The organism is Streptomyces sp. TM32, from assembly GCF_004122755.1.
Taxonomy (GTDB): domain Bacteria; phylum Actinomycetota; class Actinomycetes; order Streptomycetales; family Streptomycetaceae; genus Streptomyces; species Streptomyces sioyaensis.
Window position 1 is genome coordinate 14,631 of record NZ_SDIG01000005.1, and the last position, 23,914, is coordinate 38,544.

At 72.2% G+C, this 23,914-nt stretch carries 19 protein-coding genes; 7 read left to right on the forward strand and 12 right to left on the reverse strand.

From position 1 onward, the window contains the following. Positions 1-21: 21 nt before the first annotated feature. The 4 genes from EST92_RS02185 to EST92_RS02200 all read left to right on the forward strand — a co-directional run bounded on the left by EST92_RS02185 (position 22) and on the right by EST92_RS02200 (position 4,972). Positions 22-2,313, forward strand: a complete 2,292-nt coding sequence (locus tag EST92_RS02185; RefSeq protein ID WP_129279286.1) for an MMPL family transporter — start codon at positions 22-24, stop codon at positions 2,311-2,313. Positions 2,314-2,370: 57 nt separating this feature from the next. Then, positions 2,371-3,342 (forward strand): non-homologous end-joining DNA ligase, encoded by a 972-nt coding sequence (ligD, locus tag EST92_RS02190; RefSeq protein ID WP_129279287.1) that lies wholly within the window; start codon positions 2,371-2,373, stop codon positions 3,340-3,342. Between the two features lie 72 nt (positions 3,343-3,414). After that, a complete protein-coding gene (locus tag EST92_RS02195) occupies positions 3,415-4,485 on the forward strand; it encodes a glutathione S-transferase C-terminal domain-containing protein (RefSeq protein WP_129279288.1) in 1,071 nt (356 codons plus the stop codon). Positions 4,486-4,672: 187 nt separating this feature from the next. Continuing rightward, entirely contained in the window at positions 4,673-4,972 is a 300-nt protein-coding gene (locus EST92_RS02200) for a hypothetical protein (RefSeq protein ID WP_129279289.1), read from the forward strand. 38 nt (positions 4,973-5,010) lie between these two features. Here the strand turns inward: EST92_RS02200 and EST92_RS02205 are convergent, their stop codons facing one another. Beyond that, on the reverse strand, positions 5,011-6,339 hold the full coding sequence (locus tag EST92_RS02205; RefSeq protein ID WP_129279290.1) for a PLP-dependent aminotransferase family protein: 1,329 nt from the start codon (positions 6,337-6,339) through the stop codon (positions 5,011-5,013). 111 nt (positions 6,340-6,450) lie between these two features. Here EST92_RS02205 and EST92_RS02210 point away from each other — a divergent pair, with 111 nt between their 5' ends. Beyond that, positions 6,451-7,284, forward strand: coding sequence for an alpha/beta fold hydrolase (locus EST92_RS02210; protein ID WP_129279291.1), 834 nt, complete (start codon positions 6,451-6,453; stop codon positions 7,282-7,284). Here EST92_RS02210 and EST92_RS02215 read toward each other — a convergent pair. After that, the gene (locus tag EST92_RS02215; protein WP_129279292.1) at positions 7,208-8,125 is read right to left on the reverse strand and encodes a class I SAM-dependent methyltransferase; all 918 of its coding nucleotides are present in this window, start codon (positions 8,123-8,125) and stop codon (positions 7,208-7,210) included. The two genes, EST92_RS02210 and EST92_RS02215, sit on opposite strands and share 77 nt — an antisense overlap. 268 nt (positions 8,126-8,393) lie before the next feature. Between EST92_RS02215 and EST92_RS02220 the strand changes: the two genes are divergently transcribed. Further along, entirely contained in the window at positions 8,394-9,992 is a 1,599-nt protein-coding gene (locus tag EST92_RS02220) for a CocE/NonD family hydrolase (protein ID WP_129279293.1), read from the forward strand. Between the two features lie 89 nt (positions 9,993-10,081). Here EST92_RS02220 and EST92_RS02225 read toward each other — a convergent pair whose 3' ends face one another. From EST92_RS02225 to EST92_RS02245, 5 genes are all read right to left on the reverse strand, one after another. Continuing rightward, the gene (locus EST92_RS02225) at positions 10,082-10,966 is read right to left on the reverse strand and encodes an amino acid ABC transporter permease (protein ID WP_129279294.1); all 885 of its coding nucleotides are present in this window, start codon (positions 10,964-10,966) and stop codon (positions 10,082-10,084) included. Further along, positions 10,963-11,607: an amino acid ABC transporter permease gene (locus EST92_RS02230; RefSeq protein ID WP_129279295.1), complete on the reverse strand. Its 645-nt coding sequence runs from the start codon at positions 11,605-11,607 to the stop codon at positions 10,963-10,965. The genes EST92_RS02225 and EST92_RS02230 overlap by 4 nt, the downstream gene beginning before the upstream one ends. Before the next feature lie 20 nt (positions 11,608-11,627). Then, positions 11,628-12,557 carry a glutamate ABC transporter substrate-binding protein gene (locus EST92_RS02235; protein WP_129279296.1) on the reverse strand — a complete coding sequence of 310 codons (930 nt, stop codon included), beginning with the start codon at positions 12,555-12,557 and terminating at the stop codon, positions 11,628-11,630. 13 nt (positions 12,558-12,570) lie between these two features. Beyond that, positions 12,571-13,314 carry an amino acid ABC transporter ATP-binding protein gene (locus tag EST92_RS02240; RefSeq protein WP_129279297.1) on the reverse strand — a complete coding sequence of 248 codons (744 nt, stop codon included), beginning with the start codon at positions 13,312-13,314 and terminating at the stop codon, positions 12,571-12,573. 208 nt (positions 13,315-13,522) lie between these two features. After that, positions 13,523-13,963 (reverse strand): DUF6278 family protein, encoded by a 441-nt coding sequence (locus tag EST92_RS02245; RefSeq protein WP_129279298.1) that lies wholly within the window; start codon positions 13,961-13,963, stop codon positions 13,523-13,525. A gap of 212 nt (positions 13,964-14,175) precedes the next feature. On the opposite strand from EST92_RS02245, the gene EST92_RS02250 reads away from it, so the two are divergent. Then, the gene (locus EST92_RS02250; RefSeq protein ID WP_129279299.1) at positions 14,176-15,981 is read left to right on the forward strand and encodes an SGNH/GDSL hydrolase family protein; all 1,806 of its coding nucleotides are present in this window, start codon (positions 14,176-14,178) and stop codon (positions 15,979-15,981) included. 4 nt (positions 15,982-15,985) lie between these two features. On the opposite strand, the gene EST92_RS02255 is transcribed toward EST92_RS02250, so the two are convergent. The 5 genes from EST92_RS02255 to pcaC form a co-directional block, all read right to left on the reverse strand. Next, positions 15,986-17,128: an extracellular solute-binding protein gene (locus tag EST92_RS02255; protein ID WP_254068414.1), complete on the reverse strand. Its 1,143-nt coding sequence runs from the start codon at positions 17,126-17,128 to the stop codon at positions 15,986-15,988. Positions 17,129-17,351: 223 nt separating this feature from the next. Then, complete coding sequence (locus EST92_RS02260; RefSeq protein ID WP_254068415.1) at positions 17,352-20,189, reverse strand: SpoIIE family protein phosphatase/ATP-binding protein; 2,838 nt, start codon at positions 20,187-20,189, stop codon at positions 17,352-17,354. A gap of 199 nt (positions 20,190-20,388) precedes the next feature. After that, a complete protein-coding gene (locus tag EST92_RS02265; protein ID WP_129247320.1) occupies positions 20,389-21,168 on the reverse strand; it encodes an exodeoxyribonuclease III in 780 nt (259 codons plus the stop codon). A gap of 38 nt (positions 21,169-21,206) precedes the next feature. Beyond that, positions 21,207-21,848 carry an MBL fold metallo-hydrolase gene (locus EST92_RS02270; RefSeq protein WP_129279300.1) on the reverse strand — a complete coding sequence of 214 codons (642 nt, stop codon included), beginning with the start codon at positions 21,846-21,848 and terminating at the stop codon, positions 21,207-21,209. A 92-nt stretch (positions 21,849-21,940) separates the two neighbouring features. Then, the gene (pcaC, locus tag EST92_RS02275) at positions 21,941-23,224 is read right to left on the reverse strand and encodes a 4-carboxymuconolactone decarboxylase (protein WP_129279301.1); all 1,284 of its coding nucleotides are present in this window, start codon (positions 23,222-23,224) and stop codon (positions 21,941-21,943) included. Between the last annotated feature and the right edge of the window lie 690 nt (positions 23,225-23,914).

Below are 23,914 nucleotides of genomic sequence, written 5' to 3' on the forward strand. Positions count from 1 at the left end.
GGCCCTCGTCGGGAGCACGCAATGTCGTTGCCGAAGACCCCGAGCGTCCCCGCGTCCGGCACCCCCCGTCCCCGGGGGGCGCTGCGCCGCATCGGGGAGTGGTGCGCCCGCCATTTCGTCGTGGTCATCGTGCTGTGGCTGGCCGCCCTGGTCGGGCTCCAGGTGTTGCAGCACGCGTACGGCGGCGAGTACTCCGACGACTTCGCGCTGCCCGGCGTCCAGTCCACGCAGGGCCGCGATGTGCTCAAGAAGCACGAGCCGAAGGCCGGCGGCTACAGCAGCCAGGTCGTGCTGCACGACGCGTCCCGGCCGCTGACCGGGTTCCGCGGCCAGATCGACGGCGCCGTCACCGCCCTCGGCAAACTGCCGGAGGTGCTCTCCGCGCAGAACCCGCTGCCCGCGCCCGGCGCACCGCCCGCCAAGCCGCCGCCCGGCACCCCGAACGTCGGCCCGCTGTCCACCGACGGCCGGACCGCGTACATCACGGTGCGCTTCAGCGTGCAGCCGTCCACCCTGAACCCCGACTATCTCGACGGTGTCGACGCGGCGGTCGAGCCGCTGCGCTCGGCGGGCGTGGAGGTGGAGTACGGCGGGCCGCTGGGCGAGCTGGCCCGGCCGGAGCCCAACGACCGGCTCAGCGAGATCATCGGCTTCGCGGTGGCGATCCTGGTGCTGCTGGTCGGCTTCGGGAGTGTGCTGGCGGCCGGGGTGCCGCTGCTGACCGCGCTGATCGGCGCCCTGTGCGGGGTGGCCTGTCTGGGGCTGCTGGCCGCCGTCTTCGTCTTCGCCAGCGTCTCCCCCACGCTGGCCACGATGATCGGCCTCGGCGTCGGCATCGACTATGCGCTGTTCCTGCTCACCCGGCACCGTCAGAACGTGATGGACGGTGCGGACCCGGTCACCGCCGCGGGCCGGGCCGTGGCCACCAGCGGCCGGGCGGTGCTGGTGTCCGGCTGCACCGTGATCATCGCGCTGATGGGGCTGTGGGTCTCCCAGCTCTCCTTCATCGGCAAACTCGGGGTGGCGGCCGCCCTCACCGTGGTCTCCGCGGTGCTCGGCGCCCTCACCCTGGTCCCGGCGCTGCTCGGGCTGATCGGGCGCCGGATCGACCGGCTGCACGTCCGCCGCCCGATCGCCGAGACCGACGCCGCACCGGGTGAGGAGGCGCGTGGTACCTGGCACCGGTACGCCCAGCGGGTGGAGCGCCGCCCGTGGTGGTATCTGGCGTCCGGGGTGCTGGTGGTGGTCGTCCTGGCGCTGCCGGTGTTCTCGATCCAGCTCGGGCACATCGGCGACGGCGCCGACCCGAAGTCGTTCACCGACCGGCGGGCCTTCGACCTGATGTCCTCGGCGTTCGGCCCCGGCTCCAACGGCCCGCTGACCCTGGTGATCGACGAGTCGGCCGTGCCGCGGGCGGACCGACCGATGCTCGCCTCGCAGGCCCACAAGGCGCTCACCGATGTCCCGGGCGCGGCCTTCATCACCCCGCTGAAGGCCACCCCGGACGGCGAGGTGCTCACCGGCACCGCGTACTCCACCCAGGCCCCGCAGAACGCGGTCACCACCGACCTGGTCAAGCGCCTGGAGCGCGACGTCCTGCCGCAGGCCGTCCGGGGCACCGCCGCGCACGGCTACGTGACGGGCACGACCGCCGGCCAGGTCGACTTCCTGGACATCGTCGCCAGCCGGCTGCCGCTGATCATCGCCGTGGTGGTCGCCCTCGCGTTCGTGCTGATCCTGACCGTCTTCCGGGGCCTGCTGGTGGCGGTGAAGGCGGCGGTGCTCAACGTCCTGTCGATCGCCGCCTCGTACGGGGTGGTGGTGGCGGTCTTCCAGTGGGGCTGGGGCGGTCCGGCGCTCGGGGTCTCGGGCACGGTGCCCATCGAGAGCTACGTCCCGATGATGATGTTCGCGATCGTCTTCGGGCTGAGCATGGACTACGAGATCTTTCTGCTGTCGCGGGTGCACGAGGCATGGCTGCGGACCGGCGATGCCAGGGCGAGCGTGGCGCATGCGCTGGAGATCACCGCCCGGGTGATCACCTGTGCCGCGCTGATCATGGTGAGCGTGTTCGCCGCGTTCCTCGTCAGCGACAACATCGTGGTGAAGATGCTGGGCCTCGGTCTGGCCGTGAGCGTACTGATCGACGCCACCGTGGTCCGGCTGCTGCTGGTGCCCGCGACGCTGACGCTGCTGGGCCCGGCGGCCTGGTGGACGCCCCGGTGGCTGGACCGGATCCTGCCGCATGTGAACACGGAGGGCGAGGAGCAGCTCCCCAAGGGCGGGGCAGGGGCCGGCGGGGGCCGGCGGTAGGGCAGGCCGCCCCCCTTCCGATCTGCGGACGCCCCGGTATCCCGCGATCATCGAACCATGGGCCCCACCGCCGAGCACGGCTCGGCCCCGTACCCCGTGATCCGGCCGATGCTGGCCACGGTCGGCCCGCTGCCTGCCGCGGACGACGAGACGGCCTGGGCCTTCGAGGCCAAATGGGACGGCGCACGCTGCATCGTCAACGCCCCGGGCGACGGGACGATCCGCCTGATCACCCGGGCGGGCAACGACGCGACCGCGACCTACCCGGAACTGGGCCCGCTCGGTGCGCAGCTGCGCGGCCGGCCCGCGGTGCTCGACGGGGAGGTGGTGGTGCTGGACGCCCGCGGACGGCCCGACTTCGGGCTGTTGCAGCGCCGCATGGGCGTGGTCAATCCGCGGCGCACCGCCCGCCTGGCGATGGAGTACCCGGTGCACCTGGTCCTCTTCGACCTGATGTATCTGGCCGGCTCGCTGATGGCCGCGCCGTATTACGAGCGCCGGTCGATTCTGTCCGGGCTGGGGCTGCGCGGCCCGAACTGGTCGGCGCCCGCGTATGTGGAGGGCCACGCCCAGCAGGCGTGGGAGGCCTCGCTGCAAGGCGGTCTGGAAGGGGTGGTGGCCAAGCGGCTGACCTCCGCGTACCTGCCGGGCATCCGGTCACCCGAGTGGCGCAAGACGAAGCATCTGCAGACCCTCGACGTGATCATCGGGGGCTGGACGGAGGGCCACGGCGCGCTGGCCGGGCTGCCCGGTTCGGTCCTGGCGGGCCTGGCGGAGCCCGCGGGGCTGCGCTATGTCGGGTCCGTCGGTTCGGGGCTGTCCGCACGGGAGCGCCAGGAGCTGGCGCAGTACCTGGGCGTCATTCCGCTCGACCGGTCGCCGTTCCTCAACCCCGTGGACGTCGCGGGGGCGCACTTCGCCGAGCCCCGGCTCGTCGCCGAGGTCGCCTTCAGCGGCTGGACGTCGGCCGGCCGGCTGCGGCACCCGATCTGGCACCGGCTGCGGCCCGATCTCACCCGCCTCGGCTGAGGCGGGATATCCGCGCCGGTACGGGAAGGCTCGCCATGAGGACGCCGGCAAGCGCGACGGAAGGAGTCGGTGATGTCCCACCCCAGCAGCGACGGTGCCCCCGCGGACGACTCGGCGGACGGCAACACCGGCTACGGCAGCAAGCCGTTCAAGCGCTCCAGGAGCCACTTCGCGGACCGCATCACCGCGGACGGCAGGGACGGCTGGCCGGTCGAGGCCGGCCGCTACCGGCTGGTGGCCAGCCGCGCCTGCCCCTGGGCGAGCCGCGCCGTCATCTCCCGGCGACTGCTCGGCCTGGAGGACGCGCTCTCGCTCGCCGTCACCGACCCGATCCAGGACGACCGCAGCTGGCGGTTCACCCTGGACCCCGACGGCCGCGACCCCGTCCTCGGCATCCGCTTCCTCCGTGAGGCCTACGACGCCCGCGAGACGGACTACCCGGGCGGCGTCAGCGTCCCCGCCATCGTCGACGTCCCCAGCGGGCAGCTCGTCACCAACGACTTCCAGCAGATCACCCTGGACCTCGCGACGGAGTGGACGGCGCTGCACCGGCCCGGCGCACCCGAGCTGTATCCGGAGCCGCTGCGCGAGGAGATCGACGTCGTCATGGCGGGCGTCTACCGGGACGTCAACAACGGCGTGTACCGGGCCGGTTTCGCCACCGGGCAGGGCGAGTACGAGGCGGCCTTCCGCGATCTTTTCCGGCGCCTGGAGCTGCTGTCCGGGCGGCTGGCCGACCAGCGCTATCTCGTGGGCGACACGATCACGGAGGCCGACATCCGGCTGTTCACGACCCTGGTCCGCTTCGACGCCGTCTACCACGGCCACTTCAAGTGCAACGGGTTCAAGCTGGCCGAGGACCGGGTGCTGTGGGCCTACGCCCGGGACCTCTTCCAGACGCCCGGCTTCGGCGACACCGTCGACTTCCACCACATCAAGCAGCACTACTACCGGGTGCACGCCGGCATCAACCCGACCGGCATCGTCCCCGTGGGGCCGGACCTCTCCGGCTGGCTGCTGCCGCACCACCGCGAGGAGTTGGGCGGCCGGCCGTTCGGCGACGGCACCCCGCCCGGCCCGGTACCGGCGGCCGAGGAGGTCCCTCCCGGTGGACGCCCCGAGCACCTGCTGACCGGCTCCTGAGCGTCCTCCGTCACCGGCCGCCGGAGCTGCCCGCCGCAGCCGGACCGTGAGATCCTGAGAGCAGACAGCGACACAGATGAACGAGCGGTGCGCCGCGGGGCTTCCCGCGTACCCGCCGAGCGCCCGACCTCCCGGTTCACCGCCGCGCTCCACCCGCCCCACGCGATCAACGCGAGGAGTGAGCCCGATGAGGATGGTTCTGAAGGCCCGCATACCCATCCAGGCACGGAACGAAGTGATCCGCAGCGGCCGTCTGCCGAAGGTCATGGAGTCGGCCCTCGCCGCCCTGAAGCCGGAGGCGGCCTACTTCACCCTCGACGACGGCGAGCAGACCGCCTTCTTCTACTTCGACATGCAGGAGTCCTGGCAGATGCCGACGCTCCTCGAATCGTTCTTCATGGACCTGCACGCGAAGGTCTCGCTGCAACCGGTGATGAACGCGGACGATCTGCGCACCGGATACGGCGAGCTGATGAGCGGCACCTGAGCCGCAGGCGACCCGGGCCCCGGCCGGCCCGGGCCCGCTCACTCCGGCGCGGTGTCCTCCGGCGCCCCCTGCGCCAGCCCGGCCAGGACGGCGAGCGCCTCGGCCAGGGCGTCCAGGGGCGGTGAGCCGAGCGCCAGCCGCACGGCGTTGGGGGCGTGGGCCGGGCCGACGGCAAAGGCGCCTGCCGGCGTGACGGCGATCTGGCGGCGCGCGGCGGCGGCGACGAAGGTGTCGGCCCGCCAGGGCTCCGGCAACTCCCACCAGCAGTGGTACGCGTGCGGATCGGCGCGGACCCGGAAGCCGGCGAGGTTGTCGGCGACGAGGCGCCCGCGGGCCGCGGCGTCGCTGCGCTTCGCCGCTTCGATCGTTGCCGCGGTGCCGTCGGCCATCCAGCGGGTGGCCGCGTCGAGCGCGAAGCGGGACGCCGTCCAGGTGCCCGACCGGAGGGCCGTCGCGACGCCCGGTACCTGGCCCGCGGGCACGGTGAGGAATCCCAGGGACAGTCCGGGGGCGAGCCGTTTGGACAGGCTGTCGACGACCAGGGTGCGCTCCGGGGCCAGTGCCGCCAGGGGCGGCAGGTCGTCGCGGAGGAATCCGTAGATGGCGTCCTCGATCGCGTACAGGTCCAACTCCCGCAGCACAGAGGTGAGTTCTTCGCGCCGGTGGCCGGACATGGTGATGCCCAGCGGGTTGTGCAGGGCCGGCTGGAGGTAGACGGCCCGCAGCGGGGCGGCGGTGCGCAGCGCCTCGGGGGTCAGCCCGTCCTCGTCCATGGCGAGCGGGACGAGGGTGACGCCGAGGCGGGCCGCGAGGCCCTTCACCACGGGGTAGGTGAGCGCCTCGACACCGAGGCGCTCACCGGCCGGGACCAGTGCGGCGATGGCGGCGGCCAGCGCCTGCCGGCCGTTGCCCGCGAAGAGCAGCCGGCCGGGGTCCGGCGCCCAGCCCGCCCGGGCGAGGTGGCCGGCCGCGGCCTGCCGGGCGGCGGCCGTGCCCGCGGCGCCCACCGGAGGCAGCGCGGCGGCCAGGGCGTCGGGCCGCAGCAACCCTTCGAGGCTTCTGGCGAGGAGTGCCGGCTGCTCGGGCAGGACGGGGAAGTTCATTTCCAGGTCGACCCGGGCCCGGCCCGGCTCGGCCAGGGCGGGCTCCGCCGAGGGCGCGGCGGAGCGGACGAAGGTGCCGCGGCCGACCTCGCCCACCGTCAGACCGCGCCGGTTCAGCTCCCGGTACACCCGGGCCGCCGTCGAGTCGGCGATCTGCCGCTGGCGGGCGAACCGGCGCAGCGGCAGCAGCTTCTCCCCGGGGCGGAGCCGGCCCGCCGCGATATCGGCCGCGAGCGCGTCGGCCAGCGCCCGGTAGTCGTCCATGACTCACTCCCCGCGTTCTCCCTTATTGCACCGAGTGCAATGTTTTCATTGTGCCGAGAGATTGCACCTCATAGCATCGAGACGTCAAGCCACAGCAGAGGGGGCATTTCCGTGGGACCGTTCTTCCGCACCGAGATCACCGTGGGCTACGAGGACGTGGGGAGCGGTGAGCCATTGGTCCTGGTGCACGGCCACCCCTTCAACCGGTCCATGTGGCGCCCGCAGATCGCGCACCTCAGCCGGGCCGGATGGCGGGTGATCGCGCCGGATCTCCGGGGCTACGGGGAGAGCACCGTCGTTCCCGGCACCACCCCGCTGGAGACGTTCGCGCGCGACCTCCTCGCCCTGCTCGACCATCTCGGGATCGAGCGCTGCGTCCTCGGCGGTCTGTCCATGGGCGGCCAGATCGTCATGGAGTGCTGGCGGCTCTTCCCGGAGCGGATCCGGGCCGTGGTGCTCGCCGACACCTTCGCCGCGGCGGACACCGCAGCGGGCCGGGCCGCGCGCCACGACATGGCGGAGCGCCTGCTCCGCGAGGGCATGGCCGGCTACGCCCACGAGGTGCTGGACAAGATGGTGGCACCGCACCACCTCGACGCCCGGCCGGACGTCGCCGCGCACGTCCTGCAGATGATGACGTCCACGGACCCCGAGGGGGCGGCTGCCGCCCTGCGCGGCCGGGCCGAACGCCCGGACTACACCGCGCAGTTGTCGCGGATGGCGGTGCCGGCGCTGGTGGTGGTCGGCACGGAGGACACGTACACGCCCGTGAGCGATGCCCGCGCGATCCGGGCCCGGATGCCGGATGCCCGGCTGGTCCTCGTCGAACGGGCGGCCCATCTGCCGAATCTGGAGCGGCCGGACGAGTTCAACGCCGCTCTGGAGAAGTTCCTCCGCTCCCTGCCGGCCGACGCCGCGGCGGGTCCGCCCGGGGTCCTGGCGTGAACCGCCGCCGGACAGCGCCCCGCTGTCCGGCCACCCGTCCGGACGCCAGCAGCGCCGTGTGCGGCAGCACCAGAGCACCGTCGTCGTCGGTGAACTCCCGTGCCAGCGCCTCGAAGTGGCGGCGGATGCGCTCGGTCGCGGCCGGCCCCTGACTGAGCACGGTCCGGCCGATGGTCGCCACTCCGGCCGCCGGTCCGCTCCACCACTCCTGCGGTGTCGTGCGGTGGTCCCAGGAGAGCGGCACACACTCCGCCTCCGCCAGGCCCGCACCCCGCAGCAGACCGGCGAGGCCGTCGGGGGTGCGCGGGAAGTCCTCCTCCGGGGCGAGCGTGGGCAGCGACGGCGGCCGGGCCACCCCGGCGGCCTCCACGGCACGGCCGAGCAGGGCCTGCCCCGGTGCGGCGGGGGCCGCCCAGACCGTCAGCGCGATCCGGCCGCCCGGCCGCGTCACCCGGCGCAGCTCGTCGAGGGCCGCCCGCGGCCGTCCGACGTGGTTGAGTACGAAGTTGCCGACGACGGCGTCGAAGTGCCCGTCCATGAAGGGGAGTTGTGGAAGCGCGGCGACCAGGACACGGGCGCCGGGCACCGACCGCGCGGCGCGCCGCGCCATGTCGGGCTCGGCGTCCACGGCGGCCACCCGTGCCCCGCGCGCGCCGGCGGCCGCGGCGGCCGAGCCGGTCCCCGTCCCGGCATCCAGTACCCGGGTGCCGGCGCCCACCCGCGCGGCGTCCAGCAGCCGCGGCACCGGGTGGGCACACAACTTGGCGAATCCGGCCTCGTACGCCGCCGCGTTCCCCGCCCACACCAGGCGCTCGCTCTCGTCGAACGGTGTCTGGGGCACCGCATCCCTCCTTCGGTCGGCGCCTCCGTCGGCAGTTCGGCCAGCGCATCGGACGGCACATCTGTCGGCACCATCCTCCCCCGCACCTCCGCCCCTCTCCGTGCTCCCGACTCCCGTCCACCCCAAGGGTGTTACCCAGCCGTAACCTACCGATGGGTTACCAGAGGTAAGGGGCGGACCTTACTCTCCAGTCAACTCGGGCCCGTCGTACGCCCCCTCCTGTCCCGTGACAGCGTGCGGCCGGCCCGCTTCGAGATGTGGAGAGAAGATGAGGTCCTCCCGTACGACCCAGCGCGCCGCGGTCGGCACCGTTGCGGCAACGCTGCTGGCCACCACGGTTCTCACCGTCGCACCGGCGCAGGCGGCCACGCCGCAATCGGCCCCCGCCACCGCGTCATCGGGCAGCTCGGCCCCGGTGCGGTTCGTCGACATCGAGGGCGACGGCGGGGTCACGCTCAAGGCGAATGTCTTCACTCCGTCCGATGCGGACGGCACCCGGCGGTACCCGGTCATCGTGCTGCCCACCAGCTGGGCGACGCCGCAGATCGAATACATGGCGCAGGCAAAGAAGCTGGCCGACAAGGGCTATGTGGTCGTCGGGTACAACACGCGCGGGTTCTGGCAGTCCGGCGGGGAGATCGACACCGCCGGCCCGAAGGACGTCGCCGACGCCTCGAAGGTCATCGACTGGACCCTGGCCCACACCCCGGCCGATCCGCGGAAGGTCGGTATGGCCGGGGTCTCCTACGGTGCCGGGATCAGCCTGCTGGCCTCCGCGTCGGACAAGCGGATCAAGGTGGTTGCGGCGCTCAGCGGCTGGGCCGACCTGGTCGCCTCGATCTACAGCGGCCGCACCGAGCACCGGCAGGCCGCGGCGTTCCTGGGCGGCACGGGTGAGCTGACCGGACGTCCCAGCCCCGAATTCCGCACGATCATGAAGGACTTCCTGGCCTCGAGCCTGGACAAGGAACAGGACCTGATCGCGTGGGGGCGCAAGCGCTCCCCCGCCACCTATCTCGACAAGATCAACGCCAATGGCACCGCCGTCATGCTGGGCAACGCCTGGGGCGATTCGATCTTCCCGCCCAACCAGACCGCCGACTTCTACGAGAAGCTGACCGGCCCCAAGCGGCTGGAATTCCGCCCCGGCGACCATGCCACGGCCGAAGGCCTCGGACTGCTCGGGCTGCCCAACGACACCTGGACCGACACCCAGCGGTGGTTCGACCACTACCTCAAGGGCGCGGACAACGGCGTCGACCGGGAGTCGCCGGTGCTGCTCAAGTCCCGTTCCACCGGCGCGTACGAGGGCTACAAGAGCTGGAAGGACGTGCCGTCCGGGCAGCGACGGATCGCACTCGACGGCAGCAAGCAGCTCCACACCAACTGGGACTCCGGCGCCGACGGCGGGCTGGTCATCCTCTCCAGCATGATGGACCAGTTCTTCCGGCTGCCCCCGATCGCCTCGATCCCGCTGCTGCCGCGCTCGGTGGCCGCCGTCTGGCAGTCCGAGCGCTATGCGAGCGGGCAGCGCGTCCGCGGCACCACACGGCTGCACACCACGCTCAGCAGCACCGCGGAGAGCGGCACCGCCATCGCCTACCTCTACGACGTGGGCCCGCTCGGCATCGGCAAGCTGGTCACCCACGCGCCGTACACCTTCCACGGCAAGACCCCGAACCAGCCCTTCGGCGTGGACCTGGATCTGTTCTCCACGGCCTACGACGTACCGGCCGGCCACCGGCTCGCGGTCGTCGTGGACACCGTCGACCCGCTGTACATCGAGCACAACCCCAGCGGCGCCCGGCTGACGTTCTCCTCCCCGGAGGACGATCCGTCGTATGTGTCGGTGCCGGTGCGCGACTAGGCGTCACCAGGGCCTTTCCGACCCCGTCCCGTCGGAGAGGGCCCAGGACGTTCCCTACGGCGAGGGCGGGCGATCATGTGCGCCCGCCCCTAGGGTCTGTCGTTTGGATCAGGCCGACGGCGGGCGGGGCCTCCCGGCAACAGGGTGCCCGGCTCGGGGGCGGCCACCTCGACGGCCTCGACCTTGGGGTTGCGGCGCTGGCGCTTGGCGACCCAGTTGGCCAGCCAGGACAGCAGCATGCACATCCCGATGTAGATCGGCGAGATGATCATGACGACGGGGATGAACGGCAGGCCGTAGTCGAGGTTGGAGGCGATGAGCTTGCCGGCGTGCAGGAATTCCTCGTAGGTGATGAGGTAGCCGAGCGAGGTGTCCTTCAGGGCGACCACCAGCTGGCTGATGATCGCCGGCAGCATCGCCCGGACCGCCTGCGGCGCCAGGACCTGTGTCATGACCTGCGTCTTGCGCATGCCCAGCGCATAGGCGGCCTCCCGCTGGCCGGGGTCGACGGAGTTGATGCCGCTGCGGAAGACCTCCGCGAGCACCGAGCCGTTGTAGAGGGTCAGCCCGGCCACCAGGGCGACCAGCGGCTCCGCCCGCAGCGCCACATAGATGAAGAAGATCATGACCAGCACGGGCATGGCCCGGAAGAACTCCACCACCAGGGTGCTCACCCAGCGGACGACCCGGTGCGCGGAGAGCCGGCCGGTCGCGAACACCGCGCCGAACGCCAGCGACAGCACGGCCGCGAAGCCGAAGGCCCGGAGGGTGTTGCCCAGGCCGATGAGCAGCAGCTCCTGAATTCCCTTGTAGGTGAAGGGGGTCCACTTCGCCGCGGTGAACTGGCCGGTGGCGAAGAGGAGATACAGGATCCAGCCGAGCACCGCGAGGATCACCACCGTCGAGGCGATGCCGTAGAGCCGGTGCCGCTGCCGGGCCCGTGGGCCCGGGACGTCGTAGAGGGCGGTGGTCATCGGGCCGCTCCGTAGTGCTTCTCCAGCACGTGGAAAATCGCGCTGATGGTCAGGGTGACGAGCAGATAGCCGACGGCGATCCAGACGAAGGTCCAGATGATGCTGTAGCCCATCTCGCTGAGGGGTTTGTAGACCCCGAGCAGCTCGACGACGCTGAAGGCGCCGGCGATCGCGGAGTTCTTGGCGAGCGCGATCAGCGTGGAGCCGATGGGCGGGATCACGGACCGGAAGGCCTGCGGAAGGACGATGTCGCCGAGGGTCTGCGGAAAGGACATCCCCAGGCTGCGTGCCGCCTCGCCCTGGCCGGTGGGCACGGTGTTGATGCCGGAGCGCACCGCCTCGCAGATGAAGGCCGAGGTGTAGCAGCCCAGCGCGAGGACGGCGAACAGCTTGAAGGGCAGGACCAGACCGAAGCGCGGCAGGCCCAGCACCACCGCGAAGAACAGCAGCGTCAGCGGCGTATTGCGCAGCACGTTCACCCACACCGTGCCGACGGCCCGCAGCGAGCCGACCGGGGCGACGCGGAACGCGGCCATGAGGAAGCCGAGGGCGAGCGCCAGCAGCGAGGCGTAGACGGTGAGTTCGACGGTACCCAGCAGGCCCTGCCCGTAGAGGGAGAGGTTGTCGAGAAGCACGTTCATCGGTCGGTTCCTTGGCGGGTTCAGGCCGCCGGGTAGCGGTCGATCGGGGGCGGCGGGGGCGCGGGCACTCCGGACAGGCCGAGGGTCGCGTCATAGGCCTTTTTCCAGTTGCCGTTCTTCTCGTTGGCGGCGAGGGCGTCGTCGAGGGCGAGGCGTAGTGCCGTGTCGCCGCGGGGGACGCCGATGCCGTACGGCTCCTTGGAGAACGGCCTGCCGACCACCTTCAGTTCGTCGGGGACCTTGGCGGCGTAGCCCAGGAGGATCGCGTCGTCGGTCGTGACCGCGGCGACCTGGTAGGTGAGCAGGTTGTCGACACACACCGAGTAGGTGTCGTAGGAGACCAGGACCGCCTTGGGGTACTCGGTCTGGATGCGCTGGTAGGGGGTCGAGCCGGCCGCCGAGCAGACGCGCTTGCCGGCCAGGTCCTGGGGGCCGTGGATGTTCTTCTCGTCGGCGCGCACCAGCAGCGCCTGTCCGGCCATGTAGTAGGGGCCGGCGAAGCCCACCAGCTTCTTGCGTTTGTCGTTGATGGTGTACGTGCCGACGTACAGGTCGATCTGGCCGTTCTGCAGGGCGGTCTCGCGGTTGGCGGAGGCGATCGTCTTGAACTCGATGGTGTGCGGCGGGAAGCCGAGCGCGGCGGACATCATCCGGGCGATCTCGATGTCGAAGCCGGCGTAGCGGCCGGTGGCCGGGTCCTTCTCGCCGAGGTAGGGCTGGTCCTCCTTGACGCCGATGACGAGATGGCCGCGGCGCCTGGCCTTCACCCAGGTCGGGGAGGCGGGCAGCCGGAAGTTCTTGGCCACCGGGTACTGCGGGAGTTCGCTGCCCTTGGGGCCCTTGACCGGCGGGCTGCCCTCCCGGCCGCAGCCGGCGAGGGCCAGTGCGAGCACAGCGAGGACGAGGGCCACCAGGGCGCGGCGCAGGGGCGAGGAGTGACGGTGCGGCATCGCGGCGCCCCCGTTAGTGCTTGAGGATCTTGGAGAGGAAGTCCTTGGCCCGTTCGCTGCGCGGCGCGGTGAAGAAGTCCTCGGGGGTGCGGTCCTCGACGATGCGGCCGTCGGCCATGAACACCACGCGGTTGGCGGCGGAGCGGGCGAAGCCCATCTCGTGGGTGACCACGACCATCGTCATCCCGTCCCGGGCGAGCTGCCGCATGACTTCCAGCACCTCATTGATCATCTCCGGGTCGAGGGCCGAGGTCGGCTCGTCGAAGAGCAGCGCCTTGGGTTCCATGGCGAGTGCGCGGGCGATGGCGACGCGCTGCTGCTGGCCGCCGGAGAGCTGCGCCGGATACTTGTCGGCCTGGGAGGCGAGCCCGACCCGGTCCAGGAGTTCGCGGGCGCGCCGCGCGGCCTCGTCCTTCTTCGTCTTGCGGACCTTTATCGGCGCGAGCATCACATTGGCCAGTACGGTCTTGTGCGCGAAGAGGTTGAAGGACTGGAAGACCATGCCGACCTCGGCACGCAACTGGGCCAGCGCCCGGCCCTCTTCGGGCAGCGGCCGGCCGTCCAGCGTGATGGTGCCCGACTCCACGGTTTCCAGACGGTTGATGGCCCGGCACAGGGTGGACTTGCCGCCCCCGGAGGGCCCGATGACCACGACCACCTCCCCGCGGCCGACGGTGAGGTCGATGTCCTGGAGGACGTGCAGTGCTCCGTAGTGCTTGTTGACCCCGCGCAGTTCAATCAGCGCATCACCGGCCATATGCAGACCTGCCCACTCTCATCCGTACAGCGCGGAGCCTGCAACGTACCGGGGCGAAAGGGGCACTTCTCCACTGACACGCACGCATGCGCAGAGATGGGCGGATAATTCAGGGTGACGGGGGAACTCCCGCGGGCTCGGCGCGGGCCGCTCTCCGGGCGGCCGCGGGGCCGTCCGCCGCGGTGATGGCCGGCGGCTGTCGCGGCCGTCAGGTCTCGGAGACCTCGGCATAGAGCTGGGACAGCTCGGGGGCGCCGGAATCGGCCCAGTCATGGCCCGCCGCCACCACGTCGATCTCCCGGCCGGACGCCAGCCGGACCACCGGCTGCCCGTCCGGCCAGACGTGCCAGACGGCCCCGCGCACCGTGCGGACCAGCACCGTGCCGAGGTAGAGGCCGGCGTCGTTGCCGAGCCAGGGCAGCACCTCCGGATCGTCCCGCCAGACCGGCTGGAGCTGGTCCAGCGCCTCCAACGACCGTACGGAGTCGTCCAGTTCGACCCCCGCCCTGGCGGCCTGGGCCCGCAGCAGCTCGCACTCGGACAGCAGCTCCACGACGCTCTCGGGGTCGGCCCGCACCGACTCGGCGAGCGGTACGGACGGGTGGGCGGGCTGCCGCTTGCGCCACCTGTCCAGGAAAGACATGTTCATGGTGTGCAGGGTCCCACCCGACCTGTGGCCGGGGCCACAGGCGCGCGGCGCGGACCTGGCCCGTTCGTCACCTTGACGCTCCCCCTCCACGTCCCTAACTTCAGGGCGCCCGCACCGGATCCGCTGGAGTCCACGGGAGCCCCGCCCCGCGCCGGACCGGCTGGATCGCTGCTCCCGCCTGCCGTTGGCGCCACCCGGAGGGATACCGACCGATGCGTGTACGACGAGCGGCCACCGCCCTGACCCTGCTGCTCACCGCGGTGGCGCTGCCGTCCACCGCGGCCGGCCCGGCCCGTGCCGCGCCCGCTGCCCCGCGCCCGCTGCCCCTGTCGGCGCTCTTCGACAACCGGGCGGTCAGTGACGACTTCCGACCGGGCGCGGCCGACTTCGACGGCGCGGGCCGCTCGCTGTCCGCGCAGGACCTGGCGGCGGCCGGCTGGACGCCCGGGAGTGTGCTGATGGTCGACGGCGCCCGGCTGACCCTGCCGCGTACGGCGGCCGGCTCGCCGGACAATGTCGTGGCGCACGGCCAGCAGGTCGCGCTGCGCGGCCGGGGCGACGCGCTCACCTTCCTGGTCGCCGGAACGGGCGGCGCGGCCACCGGTACCGGGACCGTCCGCTACCGGGACGGCTCGCGCAGCAGCTACGAACTCACCGCGCCCGACTGGCGATCGGGGCCGCTGAGCACCAAGGCGGTGGCGCTGCCGCACCTCAACCACGCCACAGGCGGACAGTCGGCCGAGACGGCGCGGTTGTACGCGGTGACCGTCCCGCTGCGGGCCGGGCGGGCGGTGCGGGCGGTGGTGCTGCCGACGCGGTCCGCGGCCGGTGCGCTGCATGTGTTCGCGGTGTCCGTGCGGGGCACCGGGCGCGGCCGGACCGGGAGTTGGGCGGCGAGCACGGCGGGCTACCGGGCGGTCGGCCCCTGGACCGACCGTACGCTCCGGCTGGTGGTGCACAGCGGCGCGGGCGGCCCGCGGGCACGGATACGGCTCGCCAACACCTTCGCCGCCGCGCCGGTGGAGATCGCGGCGGCCAGTATCGCGGTCCGCGGCGCGGGAGCGGCGGCGGTCGGCCCTCCGGTGCCGCTGACCTTCGGCGGCCACACCGGGACCCGTCTCCCGGCCGGGGCCGAGGCGTTCAGCGATCCGGTGGACTTCACCGTGCCGGCCGGCACCGATCTGCTGGTGAGCCTCCATCTGCCGGGGACGGTGACGGCGGCGCCGGTGCACCAGGAGGCATCCCAGCTGTCGTATCTGAGCGCGGCGGGCAGCGGGGACCGCACCGCGGACGCCGGGGGCACGGCCTTCCCGGAGACGATGACGAGCTGGCCGTTCCTGACCGGCGTCGACGTCGGGGGCGGTCCCGGCTCGGTCGTGGCGCTGGGCGACTCGATCACCGACGGGGTGAAGTCGACCGGCGGGGCCAACCGACGCTGGCCCGATGTGCTGGCCCGTCGCCTGTGGGCCCAGCACGCGCTGCCCCGCTACGGCGTGCTCAACCACGGCATTTCGGCGAACCGCCTGGTCACCGACCGCTATCCGGGCGACGGGGTGAGCGGCGACACCGGCGGGGTCAGCGCCGGGCACCGGCTGGAGCGGGACGTGCTGGCACAGCCCGCGGCGCGGACGGTGGTCGTGTTCGAGGGCATCAACGACATGCGCGCGGGAACCCCCGCGGAGGACATCGTCGCCGCCCTGCGGGCGCTGGCCCGGCGGGCGCACGAGCGGGGCCTGCGGGTGGTCGTGGCCACCGTCGCGCCCTGTGCGGGATACGGCGACTGCACCGCGGCCGTCGAGGCCCGCCGCCAGGCCGTCAATGCCTTCGTACGCGGCAACGGCGGCGCCTTCGACGCGACGCTGGACTTCGACGCCGTCCTCCGCGATCCGCACCAGCCACAGCGGCTGCTGCCCGCCTACGACAGCGGGGACCACCTCCACCCCGGCGACGCCGGACTCCAGGCGCTCGGCGACTCGGTGGACCTCCGGGCGCTGGTACCGGGGCCGGGTGGGCGATGACGGATCAGCCGCCGACGGCCTTGGCCCAGTTCTCGTCCATGGTGTGCAACGCCTTGTTCAGCTGGGCCTCGGTCGGGAACTGCGGTGTGCCCTCGACCGTCGGCAGCCGGGCGGCCAGGGCCTTGTCGAGGGTGCCGTTCTTCGCCATGACGTCCATCAGCACCGGGCGGGCGTAGGCCACGAGGCGGAGGTTCTGGCCTTCCGGGCTGAAGAGGTACTCCTCCCACAGGCGCGCCGCGGCCGGGTGGGGGGCGCCCTTGTTGATCGCCTGTGCGTAGTACTGCGAGAAGCTGCCGTCGAAGGGAATGGAGACCTTCCAGCTCACGCCCGTCCGGCGGAGCTGGTCGACGTGCTCCAGGTTGAGGTAGTCCCACTCGATGCTGATCGGTGTCCTGCCCTTGGCGATCGCGGCCGGATTGGGCTCGGTCCGGTTGTAGTTGCCGACCTTGTCGAGCCGGGCGAAGAAGTCGATGCCCGGCTGGATGTCGTCGAACGACCCCCCGTTGGCGAGCGCCGCCGCGTACACCGCGGCGAAGGCCGATCCCGCGATGGTGGGGTCGCCGTGGATCGCGACCATGCCCTTGTACCTCGGCTGGAGCAGATCGGCGAAGGACTCGGGGCAGATCCGCACGCGGGTGGCGTCGCAGCCGATGGAGACGTAGCCGCCGTAGTTGTTGTACCAGCGGGCCGAGGCGTCCTTCTGCTCCGGTGGGATCTGGTCGAACTGCGCGACCCGGTAGGGGGCCAGCAGTTTCTGCCGCGCCGCGGACTGGGCGAAGGAGTCCCCGACGTCGAGGGCGTCGGGGGCGCGCTGCCGGCCGCGGTAGCGCTTCACCGCGTCGATCTCCTGCTGGCTGTGGCCGTACGGATTGTCGATGACGACCTTGATGCCGTACTTCTTCTCGAAGCCGTCGATCAGCGCGCCGTAGCTCGCCCACTGGCGCGGCAGCGCGATGGTGTTGAGCCTGCCCTCCTTCTTCGCCGCCTTGACCAGTGCCGCCATCCCGCCCGCCGCCGCGGCGGAATCGGCCCGGGAGGGCTCGACCGGCCGGGTGGGTCCCTCTTCCTGGCAGGCACCGAGACCGAACGCCGCAAGACCGAGACAGCACAGGAGAGCGCCTGCGCGGACCCGACGATGTGCCGTCACGACGCCTCCAGCAGGGGCAGGTGGGGGGCGGTCCGCCGGCCGTGCGACGGAGACGGACCGGGGCAAGCCATGACATGCAGGAATGACCCGAAACAGCCTACTTCGCCCCCTAGCGAGCCTCCGTCAGGACGGTGCCCGGGCCAGGTCAGGCGGCGAGTAGGCGTCTCGCGCGTCCGCGGGCAACCCGCCCGTCCCCGCGTGTGGGGGGCGTGCCCCGGCGTCCTCACTCCCCACCGTGCTCCCCGTGGTGGAGGAAGTGGTCCAGCAGCTCCTCCTCCGAGGGCTGGGCATCGGGGCCGATCGCCTGAGTGGCCCAGATCGTCTTGCCCCTGGGGGAATAACGGGTGCCCCATTGTTCGGCGAACCGCGCGACGAGGAAGAGGCCGCGGCCGTCCTCGTCGGTGGCCTTCGCCTGGCGGATGTGCGGGGAGGTGCTGCTGCCGTCGGAGACCTCACAGATCAGGGTGCGGGTGTGCAGGAGCCGCACGTGGATGGGCTCGGCGCCGTAGCGAATGGCGTTGGTGATCAGTTCGCTGAGGATCAGCTCGGTGCCGTAGGCGATGTGCTGCAGACCCCAGTCCGCCAACTGGCGGACGCAGGCGTTGCGGACCGGACTCACCGCTGCCGGGTCGCGGGGCACGTCCCACTCGGCGACGTGTGCCGGGTCCAGCCGCCGGGTCCGGGCCACCAGCAGCGCGACGTCGTCGGCGGACCGGGCGGGCAGCAGCGTCTTCATGACCGTGGTGCAGGTGTCCTCCGGCGTACGGTCCGGTCCGGCGAGGGCCGCACGCAGTGCGTCCAGCCCCGCGTCCAGGTCGCGGCTGCGGCTCTCGACCAGTCCGTCGGTGTAGAGCACCAGCCGGGAGCCCTCCGGCAGCAACCGCTCGGCGGTCTCGAACGGCAGGCCGGCGCCCAGCCCCAGCGGCGGGGAGACCGGCGAGTACAGGAACTCCACCCGCCCGTCGGGGTGGGCCACGGCCGGCGGCAGATGGCCGGCCGTGGCCACCGTGACCCGCCCGGAGACGGAGTCGTAGACGACGTACAGACAGGTGGCGCCGGTGATCGCCGCGCCCTCCTCGGTGCCCGCGTCCTGGACGTCCATGTGTGTCACCAGCTCGTCGAGGTGACCCAGCAACTCGTCGGGGGCGAGGTCCAGGGCCGAGAAGTTGTGCACGGCGATGCGCAGCCGGCCCATGGTGGCCGCCGCGTGCAGGCCGTGCCCGACCACGTCGCCGACGACCAGCGCCACCCGGGCGCCGGGCAGCGGGATGACGTCGAACCAGTCCCCGCCCACGCCCGCCTTGGCGGGCAGATAGCGGTGCGCCACCTCCAGGGCGTCCTGGCTGGGCAGGCCGCGGGGCATCAGGCTGCGCTGGAGCGTCATCGCCATCGCGCGCTCGCGGGTGTAGCGCCGGGCGTTGTCGATCCCCACCGCGGCCCGCCCCGCCAGTTCCTCGGCGAAGGACAGGTCCTCGTCGTCGAACGGCGGGGAGCTCCCCGACCGCCAGAAGTCCACCAGCCCCAGCACCGCCCCCCGGGCGCGCAGCGGCACGACCGCCAAGGAATGCACCCCGTGCTCCAGGATGCGCCGGACGCGTTCCGGGTCCTGGGACCGCCACTCGGCAGAGCCGGCCAGGTCCGGCTCCACCGCGGAGCGGCCCTGGTCCACCCGCGCCGCCATCGGAGTGCCCGGGGCGAACCGGATCAGCTCGCCGACGGGGTAGAGCGGATGGTCCGCGGCCAGGCCGGCGATGGCCGTCCGGCGCATCCCGGTGGCCGACGCGGCCGGCTCCTCGCCCTTCAGGACCGGGTCCAGCAGCTCGACGGTGACGATGTCGGCGAACCGGGGGACCGCCACCTGCGCCAGTTCCTCGGTGGTGCGCACGACGTTCAGCGTGGAGCCGATCCGCACCCCGGCGTCGTAGAGGAGCCTCAACCGCTCCCGCGCCACTTCGGCGCGCCCTGACAGCCACCTCAGTTCGGTGGTGTCGCGCAGGGTCACCACGCTTCCCTGGTGGGGTCCGTAGGGGATGGTGGACCGCTTGTTGAGGGCCAGCAGCCTGTCGTGGACCAGGTGCACCTCGTCGGTGGCGGTCCGGTCCGAGGCCATGAGTTCGGCGGTGCGCTGGTCCAGCCCCAGGTCGCCGACGTGGCGTCCCTCCGCGTCCGCGGGCAGGTCCAGCAGCCGCCGTGCCTCGTCGTTGGCCAGCAGCAGCCGCCCGCCGCGGCCGACGATGAGCACGCCTTCCCGCACCGCGTGCAGGACCGCATCGTGGTGCTCGTACATCCGGGTCATCTCGGCCGGTCCCAGACCGTGGGTCTGCCGGCGCAGCCGACGGCTCACCAGCCCCGCGCCGCCCCCGGCGAGTGCCAGCGCCCCGACCGCGGTGGCCAGGAAGATGGGCAGCTGCCGGTTGACCGACTTCTGTACCTCTTCCACCGTGACCGGTGCGGAGACGATGGCGATGACCTTGCCCGAGGGGTCCTTGACGGGGGCCGCGGAGATGACGGAGAGGCCCAGGGCGCCGTGGAAGGTCCTGGTGAAGGGCTTGCCCCGGGCGGCGTCGGCATACGGGCCGATGACGTGCTTGCCGATCTGCCGCGGGTCGCTGTGGGTGAGGGTGATGCCGTCGAGCTTGTACACGATGAGGGCGTCGACGCCGGAGGCCTTCCGGGCCTCCTCGGCGAGCGGCTGAAGCCTCGCGGTCGGATCGGGGCTGTTCAGCGCCTCCTGGAGCCCCCAGGAGTGCGCGAAGGACTCGGCGGCGGCGAGTGTCCGGTGCCGGGCGTCGGTCATGGTGTCCCGCCGGCTCTGGACGACGATGGCCACCACGGCCGCCGCGACGAGCAGCACGACGAGCACCAGCTGGAGGAGGAAGATCTCCCGGGCGACGCTGTGCGTGCTCCAGGAGGACCGAACGTGCGGCGGACCTCCGGCCCCCGCGGCCCGTTCGTCCTGCCGGTCGCCGGCGCCGCTCCCGGCACCGGCCGCGCCCGGAAAAGCGGAACGCCCGGGTACGCGGCTCAGCCAGCGCCGCACACGACCCGAGTGTCCGCTCATGATTCACATTTATCCTGCTTTGCCCGGGCACTGGCAAGGCGTGCTACGGCAGCTGCCCCAAGGGCGGCGGGGCGAGAGCACCGGAGCCGGGCGCCCGCACGGCGCGCGCCCGGCCTATCGACACGCCATCGAGCATCTGCCCGGCAGCGGGCGAAGCGGCGCCCCCGGGCCTGTCCGCCCCTGACCCATCGGACCGGTCCTACACGTCGAGATCCACCACGACCGGTGCATGGTCCGAGGCGCCCTTGCCCTTGCGCTCCTCGCGGTCCACATAGGCGTCCGAGACGGCCTTGGCGAACGGCTCGTTGCCGTAGACCAGGTCGATGCGCATGCCGCGGTTCTTGGGGAAGGCGAGCTGGCGGTAGTCCCAATAGGTGTACGGCCGGTCGTACTTGAGGGGGCGCGGCACCACGTCCGACAGACCCGCCTCGCGCAGGGCGGCCAGCGCCGCCCGCTCCGCGGGGGTGACATGGGTGGCACCGACGAAGACGGCCGGGTCCCAGACGTCCTCGTCCGTCGGTGCGACGTTGTAGTCGCCGAGGACCGCGAACGGGCGGGAGCCCGCCGCGTCCTCGGCGACCGCCGACTTCAGCGCCTCGAACCAGCCGAGCTTGTAGGTGTAGTGCGCATGCTCGACCTCGCGGCCGTTGGGGACGTACACCGACCACACCCGGGCCGGGCCGCAGGTCGCCGAGACGGCCCGCGGCTCCTGCACGCCGTCGTACTCCGGGCCGCCGGGCAGCCCCATGACGACGTCCGCCAGCCCCACCTTGGACAGCACGGCCACGCCGTTCCACCGGCCGTCGGCGTTGACCGCGGCCTCGTAGCCGAGCTCGCGCAGCGGCTCACTCGGGAACTGCTCGGCGGTGCACTTGGTCTCCTGGAGGCACAGCACGTCCGTGCCGCTGCTCTCCAGCCAGGCCAGCAGCCTCGGCAGGCGGGCGGTGATCGAATTGACGTTCCAGGTCGCGATGCGCATGTCTGTAAACCTACAGCGGGGGACCGACAGCCCGGCCGTCAGCCGAGTGCGGTGCCGCTGCCGGGGGTGAGCCGGCCGTGATCGGTGCCGCCCAGCTTGTCGATCATGGAGTCGTAGATCGGGCGGGCGTGGTCCTGGAGCAGGCTGTCGTGGATGTCGATGGCCCGCCGCGGCGCGACCGCACGGACGTAGTCGATGACCTCGGCGACCTTGTTCCAGGGGGCGTGCACGGGCAGCAGCAGGGTGTCGACGGAGCGGCCCTCCGGGACGGTCAGGGCGTCGCCGGGGTGGAAGACCGCGCCGCCGTCGAGGAGGAAGCCGACATTGGTGACGCGCGGGATGTCGGGATGGATGACGGCGTGCAGCTGACCGTGCACCTCCACGTCGAACCCGGCCGCGGTGAAGGTGTCGCCCTCGCCGACCGTGCGCACCCGGCCGGGGAACGCCGCCGAGAGCTGCTCGGCAACACTGGCCAGGGTCCAGATCTCGGCGCCCGGATTCGCCTCCATGCCCGCCCGCAGCCGGCCCTCGTGGAAGTGGTCCATGTGCTCATGGGTGATCAGGATCGCGTCCGCGCCGACGGCCGCGTCCTCCTCGCTGAACACCCCCGGGTCGATGACCAGCGTCCGCCCGTCCTTCTCCAGCCGGACACAGGCATGGGTCTTCTTCGTGAGTTCCATGCCTGCCATCTTGCCGTGGGGCACGGGCCGGTGGCACGCACCGGGTGGGCCGGTACGGCGTCCCGCCGGCGGGGCCGCGGCCGCCGCCCGGCTCAGGCCTCCGGTGTCGTCTCCTCCCGGATCACCCGCTGGGCGACCGCGAAGGCGGAGTTGGCCGCCGGGACACCGCAGTAGACGGCGGTGTGCAGCAGCACTTCCTTGATCTCCGTCGGGGTGAGGCCGTTGCGCAGGGCCGCGCGGGTGTGCAGCGCCAGTTCGTCCTGGTGGCCGCGGGCGATCAGCGCGGTGAGCGTGATGATGCTGCGGGTGCGGCGGTCCAGTCCCGGCCGGGTCCAGGTCTCGCCCCAGGCGTAGCGGGTGAGGAAGTCGTGGAACTCGCCCGTGAAGTCGTCGGCGGCGGCCTCGACCCGGTCGACATGGGCGTCACCGAGCACCTCACGGCGGACCTTGATGCCCGCTTCGTAGGTGGCGCCGCGGTCCTGCACGGGCCCGGCGAAGCCGGACTCTATGGCGGCGGGCGGCGCCTGCGGGGGCGGCGGGGGCGCGAGCTGCGGCTTGGGCGCGGCGGCGCCGATCGCGGCCTGACCACCGGGGCCCGGCTTGTCGTGCCAGGCACTGGAGAAGTGCCGGATGAGGAGTTCGGTGACGGCCGAGGGCTGCTCGACGGGCGCGAGGTGGGAGGTGCCGGGCACCAGCGCCAGGCTCGCGTCCGGTATGCCGGCGACGAGGGTACGGGCGTCGGTGGTGGGCGTGACCTGGTCCTCGGAGCCGACGACGACCAGGGTGGGCACCCCGATCCGGCCGAGGGAGGACCGTACGTCGAAGGACGCCAGCGCCTCGCAGGCGGCGATGTAGCAGCCGGGGTCGGTGGTCCGCACCATCTGGACGGCCCATTCGACGATGGCGGGCTGGGCGCCGGCGAAGCCCGGGGTGAACCAGTGCTCGGGCGCGGTGCGGGCGATCGGTTCGAGTCCGTTGGTACGGATGACCACGCCGCGCTGCCGCCAGGCGTCGGCGGTGCCGTAGCGCGGTGACGTGGAGACCAGCGCCAGCGAGGTGACCTGGTGCGGCCGGGTGAGCGCCAGCTGGGTGCCGAGGGCGCCGCCGATGTTGCAGCCGGCGTAGCCGAAGCGGTCCACGCCCAGAGCATCGAGGGTGGCCATCAGCCGGTCGGCCAGTTCGGCGATGGAGGACGCCGCGTGGGCGGGCGAGCCGCCGTGTCCGGGCAGGTCGAAACGGATGACGCGCCAGTGGCGGGTCAGCTCGGGGATTTGCCGGTCCCACATGTGCCAGGTGGTGCCGAGCGCGGCGCCCAGTACGAGGACGGGGGCGTCATCGGGACCATCGATCCGGTGCTGCAGGGTCTTCTCACTCACCGGGCCAAGCTACCGACTCTTTGACACGATCCTTACACCCGGGTCAGAAAGAGCCCTCGGGGCATGGCCGCCGACCGCGCCCGGAGTGGGGTACGCGCAGGTCAGAGCCTCACCCGTGGAGACTTTGTAGACGATCGCGTGACCTGTCTCATCGGCCGGGGGGCGAGGGGCACGCGTCACATGAGTGGAGCGTGCCTCCTCCCGGCTGTTGTTCAGCCGAAGAAGCGGCGCAGCGGGGGGAGCGAGTCGGCGGATCACCAGCCAGTCCAGCGTCAGGATGAGCAACCTATCGTGCTGTGCTCGCGGGCGCGGCGTGGACGGTGCGCAGTGCGGTCGGCGCTGCCCGCTCGGGCCCGGGTTGAAGAGCCTGCACGACACGCGGTGATCAGTACGAGAAGGACAGCGGAGGCCCGCGCCGGACGAGCGCGTGCCGGACCACCGCCAGGTGCAGATGTCTGGGCGCCACGGGGTGCCGGGAACGCCGTGTTCCACCAGCCGGCACGGCCACCACAGCACCCGCGGCGAAGAGACGCAGCAACCGGTGCAACGACCGGCCGGCAGCGGCCGCCAGCGCGGCCAACAGCGCGAACATCATGCCAAGCCACCCGCAGATTCCAGCCAGGGGGTGGCCGCATGGTCGTCGAGACACCTGAAGGATCATCGTCAACGGCCCACGGCACCGTTGTCGGT

Excerpts from the sequence above, each read along its gene's own strand:
- EST92_RS02230 (WP_129279295.1), bottom strand. The coding sequence starts at position 11,607 with ATGAACGTGCTTCTCGACAACCTCTCCCTCTACGGGCAGGGCCTGCTG.
- EST92_RS02185 (WP_129279286.1), top strand. The coding sequence starts at position 22 with ATGTCGTTGCCGAAGACCCCGAGCGTCCCCGCGTCCGGCACCCCCCGT.
- EST92_RS02195 (WP_129279288.1), top strand. The coding sequence starts at position 3,415 with ATGTCCCACCCCAGCAGCGACGGTGCCCCCGCGGACGACTCGGCGGAC.
- EST92_RS02200 (WP_129279289.1), top strand. The coding sequence starts at position 4,673 with ATGAGGATGGTTCTGAAGGCCCGCATACCCATCCAGGCACGGAACGAA.
- EST92_RS02240 (WP_129279297.1), bottom strand. The coding sequence starts at position 13,314 with ATGGCCGGTGATGCGCTGATTGAACTGCGCGGGGTCAACAAGCACTAC.
- EST92_RS02245 (WP_129279298.1), bottom strand. The coding sequence starts at position 13,963 with ATGAACATGTCTTTCCTGGACAGGTGGCGCAAGCGGCAGCCCGCCCAC.
- EST92_RS02265 (WP_129247320.1), bottom strand. The coding sequence starts at position 21,168 with ATGCGCATCGCGACCTGGAACGTCAATTCGATCACCGCCCGCCTGCCG.
- EST92_RS02225 (WP_129279294.1), bottom strand. The coding sequence starts at position 10,966 with ATGACCACCGCCCTCTACGACGTCCCGGGCCCACGGGCCCGGCAGCGG.
- EST92_RS02235 (WP_129279296.1), bottom strand. The coding sequence starts at position 12,557 with ATGCCGCACCGTCACTCCTCGCCCCTGCGCCGCGCCCTGGTGGCCCTC.
- EST92_RS02270 (WP_129279300.1), bottom strand. The coding sequence starts at position 21,848 with ATGGAACTCACGAAGAAGACCCATGCCTGTGTCCGGCTGGAGAAGGAC.
- ligD (WP_129279287.1), top strand. The coding sequence starts at position 2,371 with ATGGGCCCCACCGCCGAGCACGGCTCGGCCCCGTACCCCGTGATCCGG.
- EST92_RS02260 (WP_254068415.1), bottom strand. The coding sequence starts at position 20,189 with ATGAGCGGACACTCGGGTCGTGTGCGGCGCTGGCTGAGCCGCGTACCC.
- EST92_RS02220 (WP_129279293.1), top strand. The coding sequence starts at position 8,394 with ATGAGGTCCTCCCGTACGACCCAGCGCGCCGCGGTCGGCACCGTTGCG.
- EST92_RS02250 (WP_129279299.1), top strand. The coding sequence starts at position 14,176 with ATGCGTGTACGACGAGCGGCCACCGCCCTGACCCTGCTGCTCACCGCG.
- EST92_RS02205 (WP_129279290.1), bottom strand. The coding sequence starts at position 6,339 with ATGGACGACTACCGGGCGCTGGCCGACGCGCTCGCGGCCGATATCGCG.